The organism is Paraburkholderia dilworthii (assembly GCF_000472525.1).
Lineage (GTDB): Bacteria > Pseudomonadota > Gammaproteobacteria > Burkholderiales > Burkholderiaceae > Paraburkholderia > Paraburkholderia dilworthii.
Genome location: NZ_AWZT01000026.1, coordinates 53915 through 78566, shown reverse-complemented (window position 1 = coordinate 78566; position 24652 = coordinate 53915). Strand labels below are relative to the sequence as shown.

Annotated in this window: 22 protein-coding genes and 1 pseudogene; 17 read left to right on the top strand and 6 right to left on the bottom strand. The window is 62.9% G+C overall.

The window, feature by feature from the left end; genetic code table 11:
- Positions 1-100: 100 nt before the first annotated feature.
- Positions 101-247 carry a hypothetical protein gene (locus F759_RS43375; protein WP_167334033.1) on the top strand — a complete coding sequence of 49 codons (147 nt, stop codon included), beginning with the start codon at positions 101-103 and terminating at the stop codon, positions 245-247.
- Between the two features lie 5 nt (positions 248-252).
- Positions 253-522, top strand: coding sequence for an RNA-binding protein (locus tag F759_RS0121560; RefSeq protein ID WP_027801701.1), 270 nt, complete (start codon positions 253-255; stop codon positions 520-522).
- Between the two features lie 125 nt (positions 523-647).
- On the opposite strand, the gene nadE is transcribed toward F759_RS0121560, so the two are convergent.
- Positions 648-1508: an ammonia-dependent NAD(+) synthetase gene (gene nadE / locus F759_RS0121555; RefSeq protein ID WP_027801700.1), complete on the bottom strand. Its 861-nt coding sequence runs from the start codon at positions 1506-1508 to the stop codon at positions 648-650.
- A 263-nt stretch (positions 1509-1771) separates the two neighbouring features.
- Between nadE and F759_RS44225 the strand changes: the two are divergent.
- Positions 1772-1981, top strand: a pseudogene (locus F759_RS44225) (hypothetical protein); the annotation flags it as partial.
- Positions 1982-2133: 152 nt separating this feature from the next.
- Here the strand turns inward: F759_RS44225 and F759_RS0121545 are convergent.
- A complete protein-coding gene (locus tag F759_RS0121545; RefSeq protein ID WP_027801699.1) occupies positions 2134-3693 on the bottom strand; it encodes an ABC1 kinase family protein in 1560 nt (519 codons plus the stop codon).
- A 398-nt stretch (positions 3694-4091) separates the two neighbouring features.
- On the opposite strand from F759_RS0121545, the gene F759_RS0121540 reads away from it, so the two are divergent.
- From F759_RS0121540 to F759_RS0121500, 9 genes are all read left to right on the top strand, one after another.
- Positions 4092-4760, top strand: a complete 669-nt coding sequence (locus F759_RS0121540; RefSeq protein WP_051377397.1) for a GntR family transcriptional regulator — start codon at positions 4092-4094, stop codon at positions 4758-4760.
- Positions 4761-4792: 32 nt separating this feature from the next.
- On the top strand, positions 4793-5599 hold the full coding sequence (locus tag F759_RS0121535; RefSeq protein WP_027801697.1) for an SDR family oxidoreductase: 807 nt from the start codon (positions 4793-4795) through the stop codon (positions 5597-5599).
- 15 nt (positions 5600-5614) lie between these two features.
- The gene (locus F759_RS0121530) at positions 5615-6547 is read left to right on the top strand and encodes a BKACE family enzyme (RefSeq protein WP_027801696.1); all 933 of its coding nucleotides are present in this window, start codon (positions 5615-5617) and stop codon (positions 6545-6547) included.
- Positions 6548-6561: 14 nt separating this feature from the next.
- Entirely contained in the window at positions 6562-7341 is a 780-nt protein-coding gene (locus F759_RS0121525) for an N-acyl homoserine lactonase family protein (protein WP_036024910.1), read from the top strand.
- A gap of 40 nt (positions 7342-7381) precedes the next feature.
- Positions 7382-8509: a sugar ABC transporter substrate-binding protein gene (locus F759_RS0121520; RefSeq protein ID WP_027801694.1), complete on the top strand. Its 1128-nt coding sequence runs from the start codon at positions 7382-7384 to the stop codon at positions 8507-8509.
- Between the two features lie 9 nt (positions 8510-8518).
- Complete coding sequence (locus F759_RS0121515; RefSeq protein ID WP_027801693.1) at positions 8519-10042, top strand: sugar ABC transporter ATP-binding protein; 1524 nt, start codon at positions 8519-8521, stop codon at positions 10040-10042.
- A 12-nt stretch (positions 10043-10054) separates the two neighbouring features.
- Positions 10055-12154 carry an ABC transporter permease subunit gene (locus F759_RS0121510; RefSeq protein ID WP_027801692.1) on the top strand — a complete coding sequence of 700 codons (2100 nt, stop codon included), beginning with the start codon at positions 10055-10057 and terminating at the stop codon, positions 12152-12154.
- 17 nt (positions 12155-12171) lie between these two features.
- Positions 12172-13113, top strand: coding sequence for a 3-hydroxyacyl-CoA dehydrogenase (locus F759_RS0121505; protein ID WP_027801691.1), 942 nt, complete (start codon positions 12172-12174; stop codon positions 13111-13113).
- Positions 13114-13187: 74 nt separating this feature from the next.
- On the top strand, positions 13188-14090 hold the full coding sequence (locus F759_RS0121500; RefSeq protein ID WP_027801690.1) for an SMP-30/gluconolactonase/LRE family protein: 903 nt from the start codon (positions 13188-13190) through the stop codon (positions 14088-14090).
- 248 nt (positions 14091-14338) lie between these two features.
- Here F759_RS0121500 and F759_RS0121495 read toward each other — a convergent pair whose 3' ends face one another.
- From F759_RS0121495 to F759_RS0121485, 3 genes are all read right to left on the bottom strand, one after another.
- Positions 14339-14953 carry an NIPSNAP family protein gene (locus tag F759_RS0121495; RefSeq protein ID WP_027801689.1) on the bottom strand — a complete coding sequence of 205 codons (615 nt, stop codon included), beginning with the start codon at positions 14951-14953 and terminating at the stop codon, positions 14339-14341.
- A 369-nt stretch (positions 14954-15322) separates the two neighbouring features.
- Positions 15323-16084 (bottom strand): SDR family oxidoreductase, encoded by a 762-nt coding sequence (locus F759_RS0121490; RefSeq protein ID WP_027801688.1) that lies wholly within the window; start codon positions 16082-16084, stop codon positions 15323-15325.
- Between the two features lie 208 nt (positions 16085-16292).
- Positions 16293-17507 (bottom strand): MFS transporter, encoded by a 1215-nt coding sequence (locus F759_RS0121485; RefSeq protein WP_027801687.1) that lies wholly within the window; start codon positions 17505-17507, stop codon positions 16293-16295.
- Positions 17508-17642: 135 nt separating this feature from the next.
- On the opposite strand from F759_RS0121485, the gene F759_RS0121480 reads away from it, so the two are divergent.
- From F759_RS0121480 to F759_RS0121460, 5 genes are all read left to right on the top strand, one after another.
- Positions 17643-18668: a LysR substrate-binding domain-containing protein gene (locus F759_RS0121480; RefSeq protein ID WP_027801686.1), complete on the top strand. Its 1026-nt coding sequence runs from the start codon at positions 17643-17645 to the stop codon at positions 18666-18668.
- Between the two features lie 121 nt (positions 18669-18789).
- Positions 18790-19521 carry a transporter substrate-binding domain-containing protein gene (locus F759_RS0121475; protein WP_027801685.1) on the top strand — a complete coding sequence of 244 codons (732 nt, stop codon included), beginning with the start codon at positions 18790-18792 and terminating at the stop codon, positions 19519-19521.
- A 683-nt stretch (positions 19522-20204) separates the two neighbouring features.
- Positions 20205-21314, top strand: coding sequence for a sugar ABC transporter substrate-binding protein (locus F759_RS0121470; protein ID WP_027801684.1), 1110 nt, complete (start codon positions 20205-20207; stop codon positions 21312-21314).
- Positions 21314-22324: an ABC transporter permease gene (locus tag F759_RS0121465; RefSeq protein WP_027801683.1), complete on the top strand. Its 1011-nt coding sequence runs from the start codon at positions 21314-21316 to the stop codon at positions 22322-22324. Before F759_RS0121470 ends, F759_RS0121465 begins: the two co-directional genes overlap by 1 nt.
- A complete protein-coding gene (locus F759_RS0121460; protein ID WP_027801682.1) occupies positions 22324-23136 on the top strand; it encodes an ATP-binding cassette domain-containing protein in 813 nt (270 codons plus the stop codon). The genes F759_RS0121465 and F759_RS0121460 overlap by 1 nt, the downstream gene beginning before the upstream one ends.
- Positions 23137-23512: 376 nt before the next feature.
- Here the strand turns inward: F759_RS0121460 and ald are convergent, their stop codons facing one another.
- On the bottom strand, positions 23513-24631 hold the full coding sequence (ald, locus tag F759_RS0121450) for an alanine dehydrogenase (protein ID WP_027801680.1): 1119 nt from the start codon (positions 24629-24631) through the stop codon (positions 23513-23515).
- Positions 24632-24652 lie beyond the last annotated feature (21 nt).

Below are 24652 nucleotides of genomic sequence, written 5' to 3'. Positions count from 1 at the left end.
GCTTTCAACGCGGTTTCCCGTCACGACGCTGTGACGCATCGCATTTACGCCCGCAAGTGGCTATGCTGAACTGGACTCAGCCAGATTACCGGAGATTCGAATGATTGCTTTCTACCTGTCATTGGCCGCGCTTGGCGCGGCGGGCGCCGCACTCATCCGTGAACTCGCAGCCGCGCAGGCAAGACAGCGCGCCGCCTTGCGCCGCGTGCATGTCAATACCGCCGATCGCAGTACCCGCCGAGGGTAGGCAGCATGAACCTGATCGTGCGCAACATCGCGCCGTCGTGCAGCGAGCAGGAAGTGCGCGAATTCCTCGAGCGTGAATTGGGGCACTACGCCCGCAGCGTCGAGGTCGTCGACGCGGGCACGCCCGGCGCGTATGCCACCGTCGAACTCGACGCGCAGGTGCCGTATGTCGGCGAGGTCATCGCGCGGCAGATTCATGGCAAACAGTTGGGCGGCGTGGCGCTGGAGGCCAGCGCCGATCTCTTCACCGACGAACGGCCGCCGCCGTCGCAATAACTGGTGCGGTTTTCCGCGCGCATCACCGCTGAAGTGATGCGCGCGAGAAAATTGCGCCCGGAGGCGCATATCGGCGGCGCGCTTGTTCGCTGTCTTGCTGTCTTTGCTGCGCGCCCGCTGCCTTCTCACTCTCCGCTTTCAGCCTCCGGCCAGTCGAACGGCGTGTACGGCAACGCCCGTTTGTGCCGCGTCACATCGTAGAAGCGCAAGATGATCGTGCGCGCCTCATCGCTCACCGGTTTGCCTTCCAGGAAGTCGTCGATCGTCTCGTAGGGAACGCCGTACGCGTCTTCGTCCGGGCGTTGCGGGCGCAACGCTTCGAGGTCCGCGGTCGGCACCTTGTACGCGAGCGCGTCCGAGGCGCCCAGCGCCTTCGCGACCGCACGCACCCGTCGTTTGTTGAGTCCCGCGAGCGGCAGCACGTCGGCGCCGCCGTCGCCGAACTTGGTGAAGAAGCCCATCAGCGATTCGGCCGCGTGGTCCGTGCCGATCACGACGCCCGAGTGCGTGCTGGCTACCGCGTACTGCGCGATCATCCTTTGCCGCGCCTTGATGTTGCCGTGGACGAAATCTTCCTGCGCTTCGTCCGTGAAAGGCAAACCGCTTCGATGCAGCGACGCGAGCATCGCGTCGGCGGCGGGCTTGATGTCGACGGTCAGGCTCTCGTCCGCGCGAATAAACGCGAGCGCCTGCTGCGCGTCGGCTTCGTCTTTCTGCTCGCCGTGCGGCAAGCGTATCGCGATGAAACGAGCGTCGTAGTTGTCGGCGCGCAGGCGCTCGACGGCCAGTTGTGCGAGGCGCCCGGCCGTAGTCGAATCGACGCCGCCGCTGATGCCGAGAACGTACGTCTTCAGCCGGTTGCTGCGCAGATAGTTCGCGAGAAAAGAGACGCGGCGCTCGATCTCCTCGTTGGCGTCGAATCTGGCGCTCACGTGCATTTGCGCGGCGATGTCTGCTTGAATAGCGGCTGGATCGGTTTGCTTCATGATCTTCTGCTCCTCGCGCGTGGGCGCAATGTCAAAGAAACAACTTCAGCGCGACAGTGGCGAGCACGTAGCGGACCCGCCGAAGCTTCGTCCCCAGATCGCGATGCGCTGAGCAACATTGCTGGCTCCGAGCACTGCATCAACCTGCGAGCAGCCAATAATAATCACATCAGTGCGAACGCGCGATGAACCATGTCAAGCGCGCCTCGCTCGCCTGCATTTCACCACCCAACTTTTACGCGAGTCGCCGGGCGGCGCAAAACCGGCAGTGCTGGGTGTTGAACAGCGACTGGCAGATCGTGCCGTGGGCGGGGCGTTACATCGTCGTGGTGGATTCGGGACGCAAGGCTCGTCCGGCAAGGGCACCGGCGCCGGACGGGAGGACGTGCGCCAGGAAGCCGGCCGGCGCAGACACGGCGAATCGATTCTCCGCTTTCGCGAGCGGCGGCGGAAGCGATGGCAGGAAGCGGTGACAGGAAAATCCGCCGCGTAGGTCGAGATGCGCAATGCGCGTGGCGTTGCGCGGTGGAATGCAGCGGTGAGCCTGGTGGCGCAGCTACATCGCCGACGACCGGAGCGTATCGAGGCGTCAAGGCATCAAACCCCAAACATCAGACCCCAAGCATCACCGCATCAGCAACATCGTGCCCGCCCCGAGGATGCCGCCGCACAACGCGCACGCCCACAACAGCGCACGCGTGCGCCGGTATTCGCGGCCGATCTCGGCCAGCAGTTGAGCATTGTGCCGCGGCGTGCGTGCGCGATCGTGTTCGTGTTGCAAATAGCGCACGGCCAGTTGCGGCACGCGCGGCAACATATGTGCGAGATGCGGCAGCTCGCGCGAAATGCGCTTGAACCAGCCCCGATGATCCACATCGCGCCGCGCAATATCCGCGAGGACGCGCCGTGCGACGTTCCATGTATCGACGCCCGGATGCAGCGCGCGCGCCAGCATCTCCGCCTGGTGGAACGAGCGTTGCGCGGTAGCGAGCCGGCCGGACACCACGCCGTCGAACGGAAGCACCGCGCTCAGCAGATGGTGAAAGAGCGACCCCGCCGACCGGTCTTGCGGAGCCGCCGCAAAATGCGCTTCGGCACGCGTGCGCAACTCGGCTTCGAGCAACTCCGGGCGCGTGTGTTGCGGTACGTGCCCCGCATCGCGATGGAGTTCGGCGAGCCGGCCGTAGTCCTGCTCGAACAGCGCCATCGCGCCATGCACGAAGAACTCGCGCTCGTCGGTGGAGAGGCTCGACATGATGGAAAACTCGGCCAGCACCAGGCGTCCCAACGAATCAGGCTCGATACTCACGCGGATGCGGCGCGCGTCGAGCGTCGCGTGAAAGAAGCCGTGCTCGAATGCCTGCTCGCTCACCACTTCGACGATGTGCGCGGCGAGCGGCGCCAACTTCACGTGATGCGCATGCAGGCCGCTCAGGTCGCTCGCCGGCAGCGTGTCGATGCGCTGCATCGTCAGCGTATGGCTCGCGCACAGATCCCAGATCACGTCCGGCACGACGATGCGCGTGTCGCCGTCGAAATGATGGCCGGTCTGGCTCAGGTTGGCCGCTTCGGCGCGCAGATCGAAACGGCGCTGGATGTCATCGGCGAAAGTCTGGGCCAGCGCCCGCAGCCGCAGCCGGCGCGCCGTGCCCGACAGTTTTTCCAGCCACCGCGCGACCCAGCGCAAAAGCGCAAGCTCGTCGCCGATCTGTTGCAACTGCCCGGCCCGCAGCAGTTTGATCGCCACTTCGCGATGACCGTTGACCGGCATCAGCAGCCGCGCGAAATGCGTCTGTTCGGCGAAACCGCTGCGCACGGGGATCAGATCGACAGCGCTGAAGAGCGTGGCGAGCGGCTGGCCGAACGCGCGCGTCAACGCTTCCTCGGACTCGCGCGGCGGCAATGGTTGTTCCAGATGATCGACCGCGTCGATCGCGTCGTGCAACGTCGAGCTCGCAAGTTCGGGACGCTCGACCAGTGTCTTCGCGAACCGGCCGGCAAGCGGGCCGAGCGCCGGCAGCAGACCGTGGACGCGGCGCGCGCTGTACGGGGACGCATGCACGCGGCCGATGAGCTCGATCATCCAGTGAAGCTTGTGATCGGACGGCGCGGCGAGCCAGATCAGGCGCGCGCCGTAACGCAGTGCGTGGTAGAGCAGCAGTAAGCGGCGAAACAGTGGCGGCATCGGCAGTTCGATTGACGGCAATTCAGCGTGCGAAACTTGCGCGCTGCGTGGCGAGGACATTCAGATTAGCAGGATGCGCGCCGACGGGGCGCATCGGCGAACGACGTGCAACGCAGTGCGGCCCTATACGGCGCAACGCCACCCTATACAGCCGGTTCTGGCTCGCGCTGGACGCCAATGTTGCGGTGAGCCGAAGCACCGTTCAATCCTTCGCGTTTTCCCCTATCGATTAAAGGTTGACTCTCCCTTTGGGACATACCAAACTCCGTGAACAGAATGTGTGATCACAGGTCACACCGACCTGATGGGTTCACAGAACATCTGTTCACGGAGAACGGTTAGTGGCCACACGCGCGAATGCAGACCTGCCCGAACTCGAACTCGTCGTGCGGGAGACGATGGCAGGCCGGGTCTACGCACAGCTCAGGGAAGCGATCATGACCGGACGCTTCGCGCCGGGACAATTGTTGAGCTTGCGCAGCGTGGCGGACGCAGTCGGATCATCCACGATGCCCGTGCGTGCGGCGCTTACACGCCTGCAAGCGGAAGGCGCATTGATCGACGGACCCGGGCGCGCACTCATCGTCCCGCCGATGACCTTGGAACTGCTCGAAGAACTTCGGGATGTACGAATCGCGCTCGAAGGCGCCGTCGCGAAGCGGGCAGCCGCCCGCATGACGCGCGAGCACCTCGGTGCGTTGCAGGAACTGTTCGACGTCATGAACGCTCATGTCGAGGCCGGCGGCGTGCCCGCCTATCTGCGCAGCAATTTCCAGTTTCATATCGCGATCTATACGCATGGCGCGAGCGATATCACGCTATCCACCATTCAGAACCTGTGGATGCGCATCGGCCCATTCCTGAATCTGGTTGCGCCCGACATTCCGCATATGCGCCGTTCGATGGCGGCGCATCGTCATATCGTAGAAGCGCTGTGGCGCGGTGACGGCGAGGGCGCGCGTGCGGGCATCGAAGAAGACATAGGCGACGCGGCCGCCGATCTGCAGGAGCGCTTGCAAAGCGCGAAACAGGACGCCGAAGACCGCAGCGGACAGGCACGCGCCTGAGCTTGAAAGAACACAGACAACGGAGAGAGGCAATGACGGTTCTTCAGATGCTGAAACCGCAGGCGGGCCTGCGCGTGCTCATCACCGGCGGCGCATCGGGCATCGGGCTCGTGATTGCGCGAGCGTTCATCGAAGCGGGCGCGCGCGTGCATGTTTGCGATGTGAGCCAGGAAGCGATCGATGCACTCGTTAACGCAACCGGGAGCACCGAACTCAACCGCATCACGGCGACGCTTGCCGACGTGGCGGATCGCGAGGCCGTCGAGCGTGTGTTCGCAGACGTACACACCGAACTGGGCGGACTGGATGTGCTAGTCAACAACGCGGGCATAGCGGGGCCGACGGGCGGCGTCGAGGAACTCGACGAACAGGAGTGGAAGAACACGGTCGACGTGAATCTGAACGCGCAGTTTTATTTCGCACGCCGAGCGGTGCCGCTGCTCAGGCAGGCGACGGACGGCGGCACGATCATCGCGCTGTCGTCGGTGGCGGGGCGTCTGGGCTATGCATTTCGCACGCCATATGCCGCAACCAAGTGGGCCGTCGTCGGCATGACGAAGAGTCTTGCAATCGAACTCGGTCCGTCGAATATCCGCGTCAACGCGATCCAGCCGGGCATCGTGAAAGGCCCGCGGATCGAGCGCGTGATCGCCGCCCGCGCGAAGCAGATGAACGTTTCCTACGAAGACATGGAGAAGCAGTATCTCGCCAAGATTTCCCTGCGCCGCATGACGACGCCGGAAGAAGTAGCCGCCACCGCGCTCTTTCTCTGCTCGCCCGCGGGCAGCGGCATCTCCGGACAAGCGATATCGGTCTGCGGCAACGTCGAAGTCCTTTAAACGCACGAGGCTTACATGGCAACGAAACGCAAGGTCATCATCACCTGCGCGCCGACGGGCGCCATCCACACACCGTCGATGTCGCCCTATCTGCCCGTAACGCCGCGGCAGATCGCCGATGCCGCGCTCGCCGCCGCGAAAGAAGGCGCCGCGATCATCCATCTGCATGCACGCGACCCGAACGACGGTCATCCGACGCAGGATCCCGCCGTGTTCCAGGAGTTTTTGCCGCGCATCAAGGCCGAATGCGATGCGGTCATCAACCTCACGACGGGCGGCAGCCCTCACATGACGGTCGCCGAACGCCTGAGACCCGCACATCATTTTCAGCCGGAAGTCGCGTCGCTCAATATGGGCTCGATGAATTTTGGCCTCTATCCGATGCTCGAGCGCTTCAAGGAGCTCAAGTACGACTGGGAGCGCAAGCATCTGGAAAACAGCCGCGATCTCGTGTTCAAAAACACCTTCGCGGATATCGAATACATCCTGACATCGTGCGGTGCGAACGGCACGCGCTTCGAGTTCGAGTGCTACGACATCTCGCATCTGTACAACCTCGCCCATTTTGTCGATCGCGGACTTGCGAAGCCGCCGTTCTTCGTGCAGAGCGTGTTCGGTCTGCTCGGGGGCATCGGCGCGCATCCGGAAGACCTCGCGCATATGCGCCGCACGGCGGATCGCCTGTTCGGCAAAGACTATGTGTGGTCGATTCTCGGCGCGGGCCGCAATCAGATTCCGCTGGCGTCGATCGGTGTGGCGCAAGGCTCCAACGCGCGCGTGGGACTCGAAGATTCGTTGTGGATCGAGCCGGGCAAGCTCGCGGAATCGAGCGCCGCGCAAGTGCGCAAGATTCGCCAGGTGATCGAAGGACTGTCGCTCGATATCGCGACACCGGCCGAAGCGCGCGAGTTGCTGAAACTCAAAGGCGCGGGCAACACCAACTTCTGACTGCGGAGAGCATCGTGAACGCCAGATTGAAAGTAGTCGCGATGCCGACGGGCTGGCTCACCGTCGATCGCTCGTCGCAGGTGTACGGCCGCTATTTCGGACAGTCGATCAAGGTGCCGGTGTGGTCGACGGCGATCGTCGGCGCGCAGAAAAAAATCGTCGTCGATACCGGCATTCACGATCCGGGCTGGGTCTCCGACTTCGTGTGCCCGTGCGATCAGGCGCCCGAAGAAAAGCTCGAGCGCGCGCTGAAGGAATACGTCGGCTGGAGCGCGGACGACGTGGATGTCGTCATCAACACGCATCTGCATTACGACCATTCGGGCGGCAACACGCTATTCAGGAACGCTCGCTTCATCGTGCAGGCAAAAGAGTGGGAATACGCCGGGCATCCGCTGCCGACGCAGGCGACGTACTACCAGGAGTTTCTGATCGGCCGCGAGCCGCTCGCGTATTTCCGCTGGCAGTTCGTGCACGGCGTCGCGGATATCGTGCCGGGCGTGCGCGTCGTGCCGACGCCGGGGCACACGCCAGGGCATCAGTCCGTTGCGGTCGATACGCAAGACGGCGTCGTGCTGATCGCGGGCGATTGCGCGAGCTGCATGGAAAACATTGTCGATCTCGTGCCGGTTGGCATCGTGCACGAAACCCTCGCGGAAATCGGTTCGCTCACGCGAATTCGGCAGATCGCCGACTTCGTGATTCCCGGTCACGATCCCAACGTCGTGCCGGGCAGCGCGGGCATCGCGCTGCCGGCGGGCGCGCGCTTGCCGCATGTATTGGCTTCGAGCTAAAGCGTAGTTCAAGACAAAAAACGAAAGATTGGAGGAAGACATGAAAGCATGGACGCAATCGATTCGTCATGCAGGCCGGGCGGCGTTCGGTCTCGCATTCGCCGCGGCGCTCGCGGTGTCGGGCCAGGCACACGCGGCGGGCAAGTACAAGATTTTCCTGTCGATGAGCTATGTCGGCAACGACTGGCAGACCGAGGCCGCGAACATGGTCAAGGCGATGGCCAACACGCCCGCGCTCAAGGACAAGGTCGATCTCGAAGTGCAGGTCGCCGGTACCGACGCGCAGAAGCAGATCCAGCAGATCAACTCGATGGTGCAGGCCGGCGCGAAGGCCATCATCATCTATCCGATCTCGCCGACGGCGTTGAATCGCGCGATCAAAAACGCATGCTCGAAGGGCGTCGTGGTCGCGGCATATGACGGCGAAGTGACGGAGCCATGCGCGCACAACGTGACGATCGATCAGCATCAGGCGGGCACCGTCACTGCGCAATGGCTCGTGAAGACGTTGAACGGCAAGGGCAACATCGTGCTGATCAACGGCGTTCCGGGCACGTCCGTGGACCGCGCGCGCACCGAAGCGGCAAAGGCCGTGTTCGCGAAATATCCGGGCATCAAGGTCGTCGCCGAAGGCACGGGCATGTGGAGTCAGGCCACGGCCAAAACCGAATTGTCGAAGATTCTCGCGACGAACAGCTGGGACAAGATCGACGGCCTGTGGATGCAGGTCGGCTGCTTCACGGCGGCGTCGATGCAACTCGATGCCGGTGTTGCCGAAGACAAGATCAAGCCGTGCGCGGGCGAATCGTCCAACGGTCACCGCGTGCAGATGCTGCCGCCGGGCGAAGTGAAAGGGCAGGGCGCGTACCGTTCGATCGGCTATCGCTCGATTTCGTATGGCGCGCCGCCGTACTCCGGCGCGATGGCGCTCAAGATGGCCGTGCAGAAGCTCGACGGCAAGGACTTCCCCCAACGCATCACGCTCAAGCTGCCGCTCGTCGAAACCCCGCAGTCGAAGCTGTGCAAGACCGGCAGCATCGACGAACTGAAGACGGGCTGCACGGCCTTCACGCCGGACAAGGTGCCGCCGGGCTGGTTCGCCGACATCTACTCCGACGACACGAAGGAGGTCGGCTTCAATGCGGCGCTTACGGGCAATCAGGACTGAGGCGTCATCATGCTCGACGCATCGCTCGCCATCGACCTGTCGAACGTGACGAAGCGCTTCGGCGCAACGGTCGCGCTCGACGCGGCGTCGTTCCGTGTCAAGCGCGGCGCCGTGCACGCGTTGCTCGGTGAGAACGGCGCGGGCAAGTCCACCACCGTCAAACTGCTGTCAGGTTTGATGCAGCCGGATGCGGGCGACATCCGCGTGATGGGTCGCGACCTGACGATGCGCGGTCCCAGGGACGCGCACCGTGCGGGCGTGCAGACCGCGTTTCAGGAGATGACGCTCGTGCGCGATCTCACGGTCGCGCAGAACCTGCTCATGTCGTACGAACCGACGGGGCTGCTCGGGCGCATTAGAAAGCGCGAGGCGCAGCGCATCGCGCAGGACTGGCTCGAGAAGCTCGAACTCGCCGACGTGCGCCCCGGCGCGTATATCCGCGATCTGGCCTTGCCGGTGCGGCAGAAGATCGAGATCGCGAAGGCGATCGTGCGGAGCCCGCAAGTCCTGCTGCTCGACGAACCGACGTCGTCGCTGTCGGGCGCGGACGTGGCGTGGCTCGCGCGCCGTATCGACGCGTTGAAGGCGAGCGGCGTCACGTTCGTGTTCATCTCGCATCGCATGCAGGAAGTGCGCGAGTTCTGCGACAGCCTGACGGTGTATCGCAACGGCCGCGACGTCGGCGCGTTCGACACCGCCGACATCTCCGACGACGAAGTGATCCGCCTCGTGATCGGCCGCTCGATGGACGCGAAGTATCCGCCGAAAGTCGCGCTGCCCGCGCTCGCGCGGGATCAAACGCGGCCGCCCGCAATCGAAGCGCGCCGGATCCGCGTGGACGGTGTGGTGACTGATTTCGACCTGACGCTGAAGGCCGGCGATGTGCACGGCGTCGCGGCGTTGCAGGGCATGGGGCAACGTGAATTGTTCGAGGCGCTGTTTGGCGCGACGTACATCGACGACGGTGAAATCCGCATCGACGGCAAGCCGGTCACGCTCACATCGACCGCCGATTCGTTGAAGGCCGGCGTATCGACGAGCTTTCTACCTGAGGACCGCAAGACCGAAGGGCTGTTCCTGCGCCTGCCCGGCGGCGAGAACGTGTCGCTGCCGGTAATCGGGCGTTACGCGCGCTTTGGCCTGATCGAGCGCAAGCGCGAGCAGGCCGCGATCCGCAAATCGCTTGCACAGATGGAAGTGAACCCGCGTGCGCTGTACAAGCCGTGCCTGTCCTTCTCTGGCGGCAACCAGCAGAAGATCGCGATGGCGAAGTGGATGCTGACGCAAAGCCGCGTGTGGCTGATGTTCGATCCGACGCGCGGCATCGACGTCGGCACCAAGCACCAGATTTTCGTGCTGATGCGCGCTTTTGCGGCGGCGGGCGGCGCCGTGCTGTTCTATTCGACCGATGTTCCCGAACTCGTCAATGTGTGCGACCGCGTATCCGTGATGTATCGCGGCCGCAATGTCGGCGAGCTGTCCGGCGAGGCGCTCACGGAAGAGAACGTGATGCGCAAGATGCTTTCGAGCTGAGAGGTTTGGGTCATGAAGATTGCCATTGCGTCGCCCGACAGCGAGATCGTGCGGCCAGGCGCGCGCGTGGGATGGGGCGCGCGCGTCGATCATCATCGCGGGCTGATTATCGCGGTCAGTGCGCTCCTTGCGATGCTCGTCGCCTGGGCCGCACTGTCGGCTACGCCGGTCGGTCTCTACGATATCGGTTCCGTCATCTCCAGCGCGACGACGCTCGCGCTCGCCGCGATTGGGCAGACCATCGTCGTGCTCTCGGGCGGTTTTGATTTGTCCGCGTCGGCGGTCGTGTCGCTCGCCAACGTGCTCGCAGTGCGTCTCGTGCAAGGCACGCCGCTCGAACAATGGGCGGGCGCGGCGGTGATTCTTGCAATCGGCGGCGGCATCGGCCTTGTGAACGGCGCGCTGATCGCGTGGTTCCGCCTGCAATCGATCGTGGTTACGCTCGCGACGATGTTCATGGTGCAGGGCTTGACGCTGCTGATCCAGAACAAACCGGGCGGTAGCGTCGGCGATCAGTTCGGCGCGTTCGTCACGTCGGATCTGATTGCCGGGAAGCTGCCGATGTCCGCGGGCGTTTTGATCGCCGCGCTGCTGGTCTGGTCGTTTATCCGTCGCACGCGTTTCGGCGTCGGTCTGTACGCACTCGGCAGCGATCCGGACAGCGCGTACGCCAACGGCATGCCGGTCACGCGCTATCGCATCGCGACGTACGCGCTCGCGGGCATGTTTTACGCGGCGGCGGGGTTGTATGTGTCGGCGCAGACAGGCTCCGCCGATCCGCTCGTGGGCCGCCCGCTGCTACTGTCGATGTTCACGGCCGTGGTGCTCGGCGGAACGCTGCTCGGCGGCGGGCGTGGCGGATGCGTCGGCACGGTATTCGCTGCTATGACGTTGATGATCACGGTGAACATTCTGCTCGTGCTGAACGTGTCGGCGTTCTTTACGACCATCGCCGAAGCCGTGATTCTGATTCTCGCCGTGCTCGGCTCGTCGATCGGCAAGCAATCGGCCGCACATGAATGTGCGCGTCACGCGGCGCTCTGGCTCAAGGCGATGCGAACCGGCACGCGCGCGCGGGACGACGCTCGCGCGCGGCGCGTGTCGTTCGAAGTGGACGGCTTTCGCGCAATCGAGAACACCGAACTCAAGGGACGCGCGATTTCCGACTGGATCGAGCGCAATCGCGAATGGGTGAAGTACGTCGTGCCCGCGTATTTGCTGTTCTTCGCAGTGGTGGTGATCACCGGCTTCGTGTATGGGCCGGCGGTGCTGGCGAGCGCGAACTTCTACAGCAGCCTGCTCACGCTCACGCTGTTCCTCGCGATCCTCGGCCTCGGGCAAGGCGCGGTGATCCTGACAGGCGGACTCGACCTGTCGATGCCCTGGCTCATCACGCTCTCCGGCGTTCTCCTGACAGGCCTCACGCATGGCGCGAACGAAGCGGCAACATGGGCCGTGCCCGTCGTGCTCGGCGTGGGCGTCATCGTCGGCGGGTTCAACGGCGTGGGTGTCGTGATGCTCGGCCTGCCGCCGATCGTCGTGACGCTCGCCGCCAACGGCCTGCTGCAAGGCCTCACGCTGATCTACTGCAACGGCTCGCCGCAAGGCTGGTCGCCATCCGCGATCAGCGAATTCACCAACGGCAGGCTCGGGCCGTTGTCGCTCGCCGCGTGGAGCGTGCCGGTGTTCCTTGCAATCGCGCTGTTGCTGCTGCACCGCACGCCGTTCGGTCGGCGCGTGTACGCGGTCGGCAATTCGCCGGTTGCGGCGAAACTCTCTGGCGTGCGCGTCGGCACCACGCTGATCGCGGTGTACTGCCTCTCGGGACTCTGCTCGGCGCTCGTCGGTCTGCTGCTCGCCGGCTTCAGTTCGCAGGCGTTTCTCGGCATGGGCGATCCGTATCTGCTGCCGTCGATCGCGGTCGTGGTCGTGGGCGGCGCGCTCATCACCGGCGGACGCGGGCACTATCTCGGTGTGTTCGGCGGCGCACTTCTGCTGACCGCACTCGGTACGCTGCTCGCGGGCACGACAGTGCCGCCCGCCGTGCGCGACATCATCAACGGGCTCGTCGTGCTGGCGGCCGTCATCATGCTGCGCGACAAGCGCGCATAACCACTGAGGTAACACGCATGCAGACGAAAACGACAGCGGTGATCGGTTCGGGGCGCATCGGCCGCGCGTGGGCGATCGTGTTTGCGCGCAGCGGCTTCGACGTGAAGATTCACGATGCGTCGGACGATATGCTCAAGGGCGCGATTCCCGCGATCCGCGAAAGCGTGGAGGACCTCGCATCGTTCAACCTGATCGACGAGCCGGTGGATGCGATCGTCGCGCGCATTACGCCGTGTACGACACTTGCCGCAACCGTCGCGGACGTGGATCTCGTGCAGGAGAACATCGCGGAAATCGTCGATGCGAAGCGCGTGCTGTTCGCCGAACTCGATCGCCTGACGAAGCCCGATGCGCTGCTCGCCAGTTCGACGTCGGGCCTGCCGGCCTCGACATTTACCGAAGGATTGCAGGGCCGCGCGCGCTGCCTCGTCGCACATCCCGTGAACCCGCCGTCGCTCGTGCCGCTCGTCGAGTTGTGCGGTGCGCCGTGGACGTCGGCGCACACGCTGCAACGCGCGCGTACTTTCTATGAAGCGGCAGGGCAGAAGCCCGTCACGGTCGATCGCGAAATCTCGGGCTTTCTGCTGAACCGCCTGCAAGGCGCGGTGCTCGATGAAGCGCTGAGTCTCTATGAACAGGGCTATGCAAGCGCCGCCGATCTCGACACCGTGATGCGCGACGGCCTTGCGATGCGCTGGTCGTTCATGGGGCCGTTCGAGACTATCGACCTTAACGCGCCGGGCGGCGTCGTGGACTATGCGTCGCGCTACGGCGGCACGTATCGCAGCATCGCGGCGACGCGCATGCCATTCGACTGGCCCGCCGCCACGCTCGATAAGCTCGATGCAGAGCGCCGCGCGGTGCTGCCGCGCGAACGGATCGAGGAGCGCAGCCGCTGGCGGGATCGCCGGCTGATGGCGCTGCTTGCTCATCGGCGCGCGCTGAAGGACGAGGAGTGATCCGCGGAGCATACGCACATCGCGCCAACATCGCATCAACATCGCATCAACATCGCATCGACAAGGAGACAACGATGCCCGAAAGACGCTTGCTCGTGGATGCGAACAACCACCTCGGCGAAGGCCCGCTGTGGGACGTGAAGGAGGACAGGCTGTACTGGATCGACAGCACGGCCGCGGAAATCTACAGTTGCCGCGCCGACGGCAGTGACGTCAAGCGCTTTTTCGTGCCGCGTCATATCGGCTCGATGGCGCTGCGCGAGCGGGGCGGCGCGGTTGTCGCGCTCGCCAACGGCCTGCATTTCTACGACTTCGACGCGCAGACCGTGCAGTTCATCGCCGACCCGGAGAGCGACGATCCCGAGACGCGCTTTAACGACGGCAAAGTGGACCGGCGCGGGCGCTTCGTTGCGGGCACGATGTCCTACGATTTCGACCGCTACGACGCCGATCGCGGCCAGCGCTCCACGCGCAGCGGCGGCCTGTATCGCCTCGATACCGACGGCACGCTCGCGCAGCTCGATTCGGGCATCAGCTGCTCGAACGGACCGTGCTGGAGCCCGGACAATCGCACGCTGTACTTCACGGACACGTACAGCAAGGAAATGTACGCGTACGACTACGACATCGAAACGGGCGCGGCGACCAATCGCCGCCTCTTCGTGTCGGCGCGCGACATGGCAGGCACCTTCGACGGCGCGACGGTCGACGAAGAAGGCTACATCTGGTCGGCGCTGGTATTCGGCGGGCGCATCGTGCGCTTCTCGCCCGACGGCAAGCTGGATCGCGTCGTCGAATTTCCCGTGCGCAACCTGACGAGCGTGATGTTCGGCGGCCCGAACCTGGACACGCTTTATGTCACGACGATGGGTCGCCCGATGTGGGGGATTCCGCAAAAGGAGCGCGACAAGGGCGGATTGTTCGCGGTGAGCGGGCTCGGCGTGCGGGGTCTGCCGGAGCCGCGTTTTGCCGGATGACGGCAGCCCACGCCGACATGGGCCCTGGTCTTCGAAAGACGGGGCTTACGACGTCGCGTCGCGCGGTCTTGCCGCCCAATAGCCGTTCCGCGCATCGGGATAGTGCTGTGGGCGACGGCTGCTTCGTGAGGCGACGAGCGCGGCTTCACGCTTACCCGTAATGGCGATGAAGAAATGAAGCCAATCGACAACGTGTCTTTATCAAGCTGAAAGCCCCGGTGGCCGTTAACCGTTATCCGTTGGCAGTTTCAGCGCAGTGGCGACCACGGTTCAGGCAAGCAAATAGTCGACGTCGCGTTCTCTATCTGCTGGGGGCCGCCTTTGGGCGGCCAAAGTCCTTCCGCGTAGTGGTGCTTTCTCAGCGCCATCCGCTCTTCCAGACTGGAAAATCCCCAGATGTGGACGATGCGGGGCGGTCCATCGAGCGAATACATATTGGCGATCAGGTGAGAGGTATACGCTTGCGCAGGACCGATCGCCTGCTGCCACGCGGCGATGGTTGGCGCGATTCCTCCCGGCTTTAACCAGTAGCGCCGAATTTCGTAAAACTCGCCGAACGTCGACGGCGTGATTTCCGGCAAAAAAGAAAACAGCGCATAACTTTCCATGCTCAGGTGGATATCGGTACCTGCGATGTTCCAGGACCGTTCATTCAGCAACGTGCGGTTGCGTTCTCGCTGCATTTCGTCGATCGTTTCGAAGCCGCGTAAGACGACAATGCGCGACAGTTCGCCGATCTCTGTCCGCCATGCGCCGAGCAGGCGCCCAACGGCGTCGCCATGCGAGACCCAGCCATGTGCGCCGGCCGAGACGGCGTCCTGTTCCAGAAGCGGACACGATAGCGTTGTCAATTCGTACAACATGTCGGAACTCCGTTTGCAATTGACCGAGCCCAGTCGCGACGATGGCGGGCAGCGTACAGCGCACCTTATTCTTAAACCATGACTTGATAAACAGGCGTCGCGTTGCGACAGAACCAACTAGCGTTGAGGAATGGACCTTCTCAAGCGATGACCGTCTTCGTTGGCGCGGTCAAAACTGGAGGGCTGACGGCGGCGGCCGCGTGCGACCTGTCGCCGACCAGGGTGGGATATCCCTAGGCGCTGGAAAGCCGGCTCGGCACGCCGCTCATTCATCGAACGACGCGCAAACAGCGGATCAGCGAGTTCGCACGGACATTACGAACACTGGGTCGACATCTCCTCATCGACGCGCCTCGCCGCACCTGCTGCTCACTTGCCGCCAGTCACATCGAGGAATGTGCCGGTGACAAACGAAGCCTCGGCGCTCGCAAGCCATAAAATCGCCCGCGCCACCTCTTCAGGTTGACCGCCTCTTCCCATTGGAATCGAGTCCTTGACGCGATCCACCCGCCCCGGCTCGCCGCCGCTAGCATGCATGTCAGTGTAGATGTGCCCCGGGCGAATACAGTTGACGCGTATCCCCTCCCGCGCGACTTCCTTGGCGAAGCCCGTAGTGAAGGTCTCGACGGCACCCTTCGACGCAGCGTAGTCGACATATTCATTTGGGCTGCCGAGCCGCGCGGATGCCGATGAGATGTTGATCACGGACCCGCCCCGCCCGTTGTGACGATACGACATGCGCTTCGCTGCCTGTTGTGCGCAGAGGATCGGGCCTATCGAGTTGACCGCGAAGATTCGCTGCATCCGCTGGAATTCGAGATCCTCCAGTCGGGACTGCTGTGCAATGATCGCGGCGTTATTCACGAGCACATCGATCCTGCCGAACTTCCGGTCAATAGCGGTGAATAACTCGGCGATCTGCTCGGGATCAGCGCTGTCCGCGCGCATGGCTAAAGCCCGGCGCCCGAGAGCTTCGACGTCAGCCGCTACTGCAAGGGCGGCGGATTCGTCGGAGACGAAGCTTATCGCTACATCGTAACCTTGTGCGACAGCGAGCCGCGCAGTCGCCGCGCCCACGCCACGGCCTCCGCCGGTTATCAGAATCAACGGGGCCTGAGAAACAGTATTCATCTAGCGAACCTCCATGCGATGGTGAGATATGGATTCAGGCTAAGACCGACCTGATGCTGGCGGTTCATTGCCGGCTTGCTCGCGCCGCACCGCCTGGTGATTGCACGAGCGCATTGTCGGTGTCGCCATAGTTGCGCTCGTGTGACGGCTTTCATCGAAATGCGTTCCGGCTGGCCTGGACAACCGACGGAGCGCGTCGCGAAAAAACTCACGTCGTGCGCAGGTGCGGACGAAGAGCGAGCGCTAGTGGCAAGATGGCCAGCGCCGTGGCCGCTGTCGCAAGAGTGGCACCCTGTACGCCGATCTGGTCGCCCAGAAGACCGTAAGCCACCGGAGAGAGCGCTCCCGAAGCGATGGTGCCGGTATAAAAGAGCGCAAACGCCCGCTCAGTACGTTCAATCGAGCTAAGCTCGGGCACCGTTCCGTAAAGGACGGACGACGTGCCGTTGAGCATTGCGCCAAGCAGCGGCAGCAAGATCAGAGCGGGCGTCAGTGGTAAGCCAATCACGGCAAGAATCAACGCTGCCGTACCGCCTTCGGTTGCGAGCACCGTTCCGATCACGCCCATGCGCGCGCCGAGCCAGCCACACACGAACTTGCCGGCGGCGCCGCCGATGAAAACGAGCGCGAGCGCGGTGCCGATCATCGGTTGCGAGATGCCTTTCGCTTTCAGCAGAAATGGCAGGAAGGTCAATAATCCCATACGCACGGCTGTGTCTAGCACGCCGATCGTGAAGAGCAGTGAGAAGCCCGATCGCGAACCGTTGCCGTTCTGGCTCGATGCTTCTTCTATGGAAGACTCGGCCTTCGGCATCGACGGGAGAAAAAGTGCGATCACCGCTGCGACCACAACACCAACGGCCGACACGGCCCACAGCGCGTGGCGCCACGGCATGATGGTAATCAGAAGCGAGATGGCAGCCGGAAGCGCGGATTTTCCAAGGTCGCCTGAAAAATTGTAGATGCTGAGCGGCCCTCGCGCGTTGCGTCCATACACGCGCGAGACGGCTCCTGAAGCCAGAGGATGTTGCGTGCTGGAGCCGGCTCCGGAGATGGCGAGCGCGACGCATAAACCGAACAGGCTTCCTGACATGCCCGCGGCGGCATACCCGAGCGCGGCGAGAAGCGTGCCGAACGCGAGTGTCGCACGCGTGCCGAACAGGTGTGCGAGGCGTCCCGCAGGCAATTGCAGCGTGGCCATTGTGCCCGCATAGACCGCGCGCAAAATAGCCAGCGCACCGTAGTTGAGTCCAAAGTCCGTCTGCCACACGGGCAGCAAGGCGTAGATCATGTCGGTGTACCCGTCGTGCAGCGCGTGCGCTGTGCACGAGAGCCATAACACGCGCTTGCGTGATACCGGGGTCGACTGACCGGGTCCTTCGGCTATGCCCGTCGTTGGAGAAGAGAAAGAGAAAAGTCTCATGGTTCAGTTGGATCGCACAGGCGGGGTCTTGGCGACACTTCGCGTATTTCGTTGCAGAAGACCCATAGTCTAGGTCCGCCCAGAACGTGCTACAACTGACGTAAAATTGAGTCAGACGGGAGGAAAAGTCACCCTATGGGCGCAGACAAACGCACAGACAAGCGCACCGACAAACGCACGGATAAAGACGCGGAAAAGCTGCCGCCATTAAATGCATTGCGGCACTTCGAGGCGGTCGCCCGCCTCGGCAGTTTCGCGGCCGCGGCGAGCGATCTGCACATCACGCACTGGGCGGTCGGCAAACAGATCCGATTGCTGGAGGACTGGTTCGGTGTTCCGCTCTTTGAGCGCCGCTCACGCGGCGTCGTTCCTACTGACGAAGGCGCTGCTCTGCTCAATGATGTCAAAGGGGCTTTTGCGCGCCTGAGCGGTTCGGTCACGCGGCTGCGCCACGATTCCATCACCCGTCGTATAACGGGTGTGCTGCGCGTGAATACGCTGGCGAGCTTCGCTCTGTGCTGGCTGATACCGCGCATTGCGGACTTCCAGGCTCGCTACCCGGACATCGATGTGCGGCTCTCGACAACATCGCGCAGGCTGCGCTATGTCAGTGACGCATTCGACGTGGGCGTGCGCTCGGGGCCCGAGGACGCAGCAGGCGTCATATCAACGACGTTAATGCCCGACTTGCGCTTGCCCGCCTGTAGCCCAGCGGTGCTGCAAAGCGACCCGATCAGGACGGTCGCCGATTTGCGAAATCACACGCTCCTTCACTCGACGAGCACTCGCACAGCCTGGCCCGACTGGTTACGGGAAGCCGGCGCGCCGGGCCTGCAGGGTGCCCGGCATCTGTACTTCGATCATGTTTTTCTTCAACTGGGCGCGGCTGCTGCGGGCCTCGGTGTGACGCTGGCATCGCTGCCGCTCATTGAGCGCGAGATCGCAACGGGGCGTCTTGTGTGTCCGATATCAGAGCCGGCGTGGCGCGGACCCGATTACACGTTGGTCGTGAACACCGATCGCGCGGACGATGACGCAGTCGTCGCATTCAAGAAGTGGATCATGGCGACTGCGGCGCAAGATCCGGTAGGGCTGACTGGAAGCGAACCGGTAAAAAAAGTTCGTCGAACTACGCTGCGCACTGAACCATCAGTGCGCTAGTTCTGCCTGCAAAAAACTGCCTGATCTCGCCCAGGAGCAGGCGTGCGCGCGCGTGTGAGTAGAATCATCGATCATCGGCTCAAGAGAATGGATGTCATCAGATTTCGCGAGGCACAAGAAAATGAAAGTGACGATTGCGTACATCGAAGAACCGCCGTTCGGTTGGGCCGAAGCAAATGGTATGGCTACAGGTGCTGACATTGATCTTGCCGACGCGGTTCTTCGGGCGATCGGTGCCACCCGGATCGAGCATCGGCTGACGACGTTCAGTGAACTGCTGCCCGGCGTCGCAGCCGGCCGTTGGGATATGAACGTTCCGCTCTTCGTTACACCAGAGCGCGCCAGTCTGGTCGCGTTCAGCGTCCCCGTGTGGGCGATAGGTGACGGGTTCCTGGTTCGGGCCGGAAATCCAGAAGCGCTCAACAGCTATGCGTCATTCGCCAAACGCCGCGATGCGCGCCTCGGAATCATCGCCGGTCAGGTGCAACACGAGTCGGCGAGAGGCGCAGGCGTAGGCGAGGACCAGATAACCATCTTCGAGCATCAGGCGGACGCTATCGAAGCGGTTCGCTCGGGGGCGATCGATGCATATGCGAGTACCGCGTTGGGAAATCGCATACTCGCGGATCGTATTGGCGGTTCGGTGCTCGAGGCAGTGGAGCACAGCCCGGGAATGAATGGCAAGCAGCAAAAGCTCCCACTAGGAGCATTCTCGCTAAACAGAAGAAACAGCGATCTGCTCGATGCGGTAAACGCGCAACTTCGTTCGTATCTAGGCTCGCCCGACCATCGCGCTCGCATGGCGAGATTCGGCCTGGCACACAACGAGATTGATCCCGCTCTCGGCTGTTAAGTACGGTACTTGCTTCGACCACGAGCCGGCGTTCACCCGTCGAAAAGCTTGCCGACGACTTACGCCGTTGTTTCCTCCGGCAGACGTAGCCCGACGAGAACTCATTCGGCATCAGCTTTCAGTGCCTTTCAACCTCGGCACTCAGAACGCGCTGGACCGATAGCTTTTCCTGACACGTTCGTACCGCGACTGAGGATGACGGTGCGATATGAAGTCAATGTTTGCGTTGTAGAGACTGGACAGCGACAGACATCTCTCTGCGCACAAGAAGCTGCTTTGCGCCTGGCTGTCGATTAATCCATTCGTATTTCCCTTGGCCCTGCACGCTGCCGACGTCAATAGTTTTCATGACGATTCTCTGTCGACTGAACGAGAGTTCGTCTGCACCGCGTAAGCCGTAAATCCCACATATTCAGTTTGTCGATTCGCTGGCCTGACGGTCCCCTAACACAGCATCCCAACAGTCGGACTAGTTAGGGGTATACATGGATTAGGAGGCGCAACCGCGTTGCACTAACATTTTCGGTACTACACGGCGCGTATCGAGCACTTTCAGATCGGGGTTGCACGTCTTCACGCCCGAGTCCCGCGTTTCCCAGCACTCCGCTGCCGTCCAGCATCTGCATGCGATCGACTCAACGTCGACCGCACCGACCTACGAAGAAAAGAACCGGAGGACGAGAATGGCACAGCAACGTGATGACGATCAGGAACAAGGCCTTAACGGATTCAGCGCGGCGCGGCGCGCGCTGATGCAGGGCACGGGACTAGGCGCGGCGCTTTCCCTGATGGGCGGGCTAAGCGGTGCGGGCGGGCTGATCGGTACCGCGCAGGCGGCGGAGGCAGCTTTCCCCGCGCACAAGAAGTGGAGGATCGTGTTCGTCAATCACGTCACCACCAACCCGTTCTTCGTGCCGACGCAGTACGGCATTCAGGATGCCTGCTCGCTGCTCGGCATGGATTATCAGTGGACCGGCTCGGCCACTTCGGACGCGGGCGAAATGGTCCGCGCCGTGAACTCGGCGATTGCCGCAAAGGCCGACGCCATCGCTGTGCCGATCGTCGATCCGAACGCCTTCGACAAGCCTATCCAGGCCGCGCTCGACGCCGGCATTCCGGTGTTCGCCTATAACGCCGACGCGCCGCGCGGCAAGAAGAATCCGCGCCTTGCGTATATCGGCCAGGACCTGTATCTCTCGGGCTACCAGATGGGCGAGCGCATCGTGAGTCTGATCGACAGCGGCATGGTCGGGCTTTTCATTGCAACACCGGGGCAGCTCAACATCCAGCCGCGCCTCGACGGTGCGAGCGACGCCATCAAGAAGTCCGGCAAGAAGATCGACATTCAGACCGTGGCCACGGGCGCGACGGTCAATGAGGAGCTATCGAAGATCAAGTCGTTCTATCTGGGCCACCAGGACCTGAAGGGCATGTTCGCCGTCGATGCGGGCAGCACGCAGGGCGTCGCCCAGGTGATGAAGGAATCGAACCTTCCGTCGAAGGGCGTACACGGTGGCGGCTTCGACCTCCTGCCGACCACGATCCAGCTCATCCACGAAGGCTTCCTCGACTTCACCATCGATCAGCAGCCGTACGTGCAGGGTTTCTATACGGTGATGCAGGCGTTCGTGTTCCTGTCCTCGGGCGGGCTGGTCGGACCGGCCGACACCAATACCGGCCTGAAATTCGTGACGAAGGATACCGTCGAGCCCTACCTCAAAACCTCGACACGCTATGAAGGCAAGACCACCAAGCCGCAAATCGTTCCGATGAGCGGCGCAATCAGGTCGTGATGGATACGGTGAACGAAGCCAGCAAGCTCGAAGCGGCCCGCGCGCCCCGACGCGCGGGAGTTTCATTTGCATCGCACTGGGCGGCCGAGCTGCGTATCCTGCTCGTGGCCGTATTGCTGGCCGCCTACTTTGAATTCGCGAACCACGATTTCCTGCTCAGCAACGCGAGCCTCGTCAACCTTTCGCAGTTCATCGCGCCGGTGGCGATCATCGCGTTCGGCGAAATCATGTTGATGATCGGCGGCGACATCGATCTCTCGGCAGGCATGGTGTTCGCGTTTGCGCCGTTCATGATGGTGTTCGCGAACGACGCAGGCGCGCCCATGTGGCTCGCGCTGATTGCGGGGCTCGTGGCCGCGGCGATCGTCGGCTTCGTGAACGGCGCCGTGACGGTGTGGCTGCGGCTGCCCTCGTTCGTCACTACGCTCGGCACGCTCTTTCTCATCAACGGCATCACACTCACCGTGTCGCGCGGCACGCCCGCGCCCACGCCGGGATCGCCTGTGTTCTCGGCGTTCATGGGTGGGTGGGGCTACAGCGAGATCATCTGGACAGCGGCGATCGCCTTCGCGATGCATGTGCTTTTGCGACATACCCGCTGGGGCCTGCATACTCAGGCGGCGGGCGCGAATCCACTCGGCGCGAGCGAGGTCGGCATTCATGTGAACCGGCTGCGCCTCGGTAACTTCATGCTCGCCGCCGTGCTGGCGGGCTTCACCGGCATTCTCGAAGCCTTTCGCATTACCTCGATCGACCCGCAGGCCGGCGGCAATCAGATCATGTTCCTTGCCGTGGCCGCCGCCGTGATCGGTGGCACTCCGCTCACGGGCGGCTCGGGCACGATCGTGGGCGGGCTCATTGGTGCGGCTGTGCTCGGCATTCTCAACGACGGCTTCACGCTCATCGGCATCAACGCGTTCACGTTCAACATTATTCTCGGCGCCGCGATTCTGGCGGCGATGATCTTCAATATCCACGTCGGGCGCATTCGCCGTAAGGCAGGGCGCTGATGGACGAATCGCAAACCGCCTCCCCGGGCGCCAATGCCACGCCCGATGCGCCGCTCGCGCTGCGCGGCGAGAACCTTGTCAAACGTTTCGGCGCGGTGACCGCGCTCGACGGCGTCTCGCTTACGCTCGGCAAGGGCGAAATTCTGGGCGTGCTGGGCGACAACGGCGCGGGCAAGTCCACGCTCGTCAAGATCCTCACGGGCTTTCATCAGCAAACGGCCGGAGCGCTCTACATCGACGGCCCCGAGACGCTGTTGCGCTCGGTCGATCATGCGCGTTCACTCGGTATCGAATGCGTCTATCAGGATCTCGCGCTCGCGAATTCCCTGAGCATTTACCACAACATGTTTTTGAATCGCGAGATCGTGCGGCGTGGACCGTTCAGGCTGCTCGACCACAAACAGATGCGCGAGCGCGCGGCGCAATGTCTCGACGATATCGGCGTGCACGTGCCTTCGGTGGATTTGCCCGTGGAGCGTCTTTCGGGCGGCCAGCGTCAAGCCATCGCCGTCGCGCGCGCCGTGTATTCCAATGCGAAGATCCTGTTGCTCGACGAGCCGCTCGCCGCGATGGGCGCACGCGAGGCGGGGCTCATCATCGAGCTCCTGATGCGCTTGAAGGAAAAGGGCGGGCTTTCCATCATCATGATCATGCACAACTATGCGCAGACGCTCGATATCGCCGATCGCATCATGTTGATGCAGCGAGGCCGGGTGACCTACGAGCAGAAGAGTGCGCTTACTTCCGTGTCGGAGCTCATGGATATCGTGCGGCGCGAGTACCGGGCAATGCGCGCCGCTGGCGCGCGTTAGGCCCGTCAAGCAGAGTGGATGTCTTGCCTCGCCGCGACTGGGAATCGAGACTGCTCCCCTTTTCACATATATTTCTCAATGTGATTGAGTTGCTGGATGCACGCAAGTTGACCGACCGCGGTCGATGCCCGCTGCGCTGTCGCCATGCCGCAGATCACAGAGATGTCCGATAGAGCAGCCGAACGACGCCGCTTCATTGAACAATAGATCGCCGGTTCCGGTCGTGCCGTCGGCGTGATAAAGATAGTGATGGTCTGCGCATGTCGTCACGCCCGGCAATGGCGAATGCGGTTTTCGCGGCGACGGCAACGAGGATGAGAGCGACGCCGATGGGCCCTCTCACCTCGTTATCGAGCGAGCTTTACAAATCTCCGGATTACATGGCAATGACGGATTCGGACGAGTCCCACGTGTAGTCGAGTGCTTCGGCCACCTCGCGGCAAGTTACTTTTCCAGCAGCGACGTTCAGGCCATTGCGCAGGTGCGGGTCGTCCTGCAACGCACGGCGCCAGCCTTTGTTCGCGATCTGAAGCGCAAAAGGCAAGGTCGCGTTGTTTAGTGCGTAGGTCGATGTGCGCGGCACGCCGCCCGGCATATTGGCGACGCAGTAGTGCACGATGTCGCCCACCATGTACGTCGGCTCTGCATGAGTCGTGGGCCTTGCCGTCTCACAGCAGCCGCCCTGGTCGATGGCCACGTCCACGATTGCCGAGCCCGGTTGCATCGCATCGATCATCGCGCGGGTCACGAGTTTGGGCGCCGCCGCGCCCGGGATCAGCACGCCGCCGACTACGAGGTCGGCTTCGAGCACGTGCTTCTCGACATTGTCCTGGTTCGAAAACACGGTGGTGACGCGCGCGCCGAGCAAACGGTCCATGCGGCGCAGCGCGTCCAGATTGCGGTCGATGACCACGACCTGCGCGCCCGTCCCGACCGCGATTTGCGCTGCATTGGAGCCGACTACACCCGCGCCCAGGATCACGATCTTCGCCGGTGGCACGCCGGCGACACCGCCGAGCAGAATACCCTTGCCACCGTGCGCACGTTCGAGGCAGTAAGCGCCCGCCTGAATGGACATGCGCCCGGCGACTTCGGACATCGGTGCAAGCAGCGGCAGTCCGCCGCCGGATTGAGTGACGGTCTCATAGGCAATGCACACGGCCTTGCTCTTCATGAGGTCGGCACATTGCTCGGGGTCCGGTGCAAGGTGCAAATAGGTGAAAAGAATCTGACCGTCGCGCAGCATGGCACGCTCGCCGGCTTGCGGCTCCTTGACCTTGACGATCATGTCGGCCTTGGCAAAGACATCTTGCGCGCGCAGCGCGATCTGCGCGCCGGCCTTTTCATAGACGGCATCCGACGCGCCAATGCCATTGCCCGCGCCGGTTTCGACCGTCACGGCGTGACCGTGCGCCACCATTTCGCGGACAGACGACGGAGTCAATCCCACGCGGTATTCGTGGTTCTTTATTTCCTTTGGAACGCCTATAAGCATGTCATCCTCCAGTTGCGGAAA

Bases quoted from the DNA above. Each gene is read 5' to 3' on its own strand.
- F759_RS43375 (WP_167334033.1), top strand. From the start codon at position 101: ATGATTGCTTTCTACCTGTCATTGGCCGCGCTTGGCGCGGCGGGCGCC.
- F759_RS0121560 (WP_027801701.1), top strand. From the start codon at position 253: ATGAACCTGATCGTGCGCAACATCGCGCCGTCGTGCAGCGAGCAGGAA.
- nadE (WP_027801700.1), bottom strand. From the start codon at position 1,508: ATGAAGCAAACCGATCCAGCCGCTATTCAAGCAGACATCGCCGCGCAA.
- F759_RS0121545 (WP_027801699.1), bottom strand. From the start codon at position 3,693: ATGCCGCCACTGTTTCGCCGCTTACTGCTGCTCTACCACGCACTGCGT.
- F759_RS0121540 (WP_051377397.1), top strand. From the start codon at position 4,092: ATGGCAGGCCGGGTCTACGCACAGCTCAGGGAAGCGATCATGACCGGA.
- F759_RS0121535 (WP_027801697.1), top strand. From the start codon at position 4,793: ATGACGGTTCTTCAGATGCTGAAACCGCAGGCGGGCCTGCGCGTGCTC.
- F759_RS0121530 (WP_027801696.1), top strand. From the start codon at position 5,615: ATGGCAACGAAACGCAAGGTCATCATCACCTGCGCGCCGACGGGCGCC.
- F759_RS0121520 (WP_027801694.1), top strand. From the start codon at position 7,382: ATGAAAGCATGGACGCAATCGATTCGTCATGCAGGCCGGGCGGCGTTC.
- F759_RS0121515 (WP_027801693.1), top strand. From the start codon at position 8,519: ATGCTCGACGCATCGCTCGCCATCGACCTGTCGAACGTGACGAAGCGC.
- F759_RS0121510 (WP_027801692.1), top strand. From the start codon at position 10,055: ATGAAGATTGCCATTGCGTCGCCCGACAGCGAGATCGTGCGGCCAGGC.
- F759_RS0121505 (WP_027801691.1), top strand. From the start codon at position 12,172: ATGCAGACGAAAACGACAGCGGTGATCGGTTCGGGGCGCATCGGCCGC.
- F759_RS0121500 (WP_027801690.1), top strand. From the start codon at position 13,188: ATGCCCGAAAGACGCTTGCTCGTGGATGCGAACAACCACCTCGGCGAA.
- F759_RS0121495 (WP_027801689.1), bottom strand. From the start codon at position 14,953: ATGTTGTACGAATTGACAACGCTATCGTGTCCGCTTCTGGAACAGGAC.
- F759_RS0121490 (WP_027801688.1), bottom strand. From the start codon at position 16,084: ATGAATACTGTTTCTCAGGCCCCGTTGATTCTGATAACCGGCGGAGGC.
- F759_RS0121485 (WP_027801687.1), bottom strand. From the start codon at position 17,507: ATGAGACTTTTCTCTTTCTCTTCTCCAACGACGGGCATAGCCGAAGGA.
- F759_RS0121480 (WP_027801686.1), top strand. From the start codon at position 17,643: ATGGGCGCAGACAAACGCACAGACAAGCGCACCGACAAACGCACGGAT.
- F759_RS0121475 (WP_027801685.1), top strand. From the start codon at position 18,790: ATGAAAGTGACGATTGCGTACATCGAAGAACCGCCGTTCGGTTGGGCC.
- F759_RS0121470 (WP_027801684.1), top strand. From the start codon at position 20,205: ATGGCACAGCAACGTGATGACGATCAGGAACAAGGCCTTAACGGATTC.
- F759_RS0121465 (WP_027801683.1), top strand. From the start codon at position 21,314: ATGGATACGGTGAACGAAGCCAGCAAGCTCGAAGCGGCCCGCGCGCCC.
- F759_RS0121460 (WP_027801682.1), top strand. From the start codon at position 22,324: ATGGACGAATCGCAAACCGCCTCCCCGGGCGCCAATGCCACGCCCGAT.
- ald (WP_027801680.1), bottom strand. From the start codon at position 24,631: ATGCTTATAGGCGTTCCAAAGGAAATAAAGAACCACGAATACCGCGTG.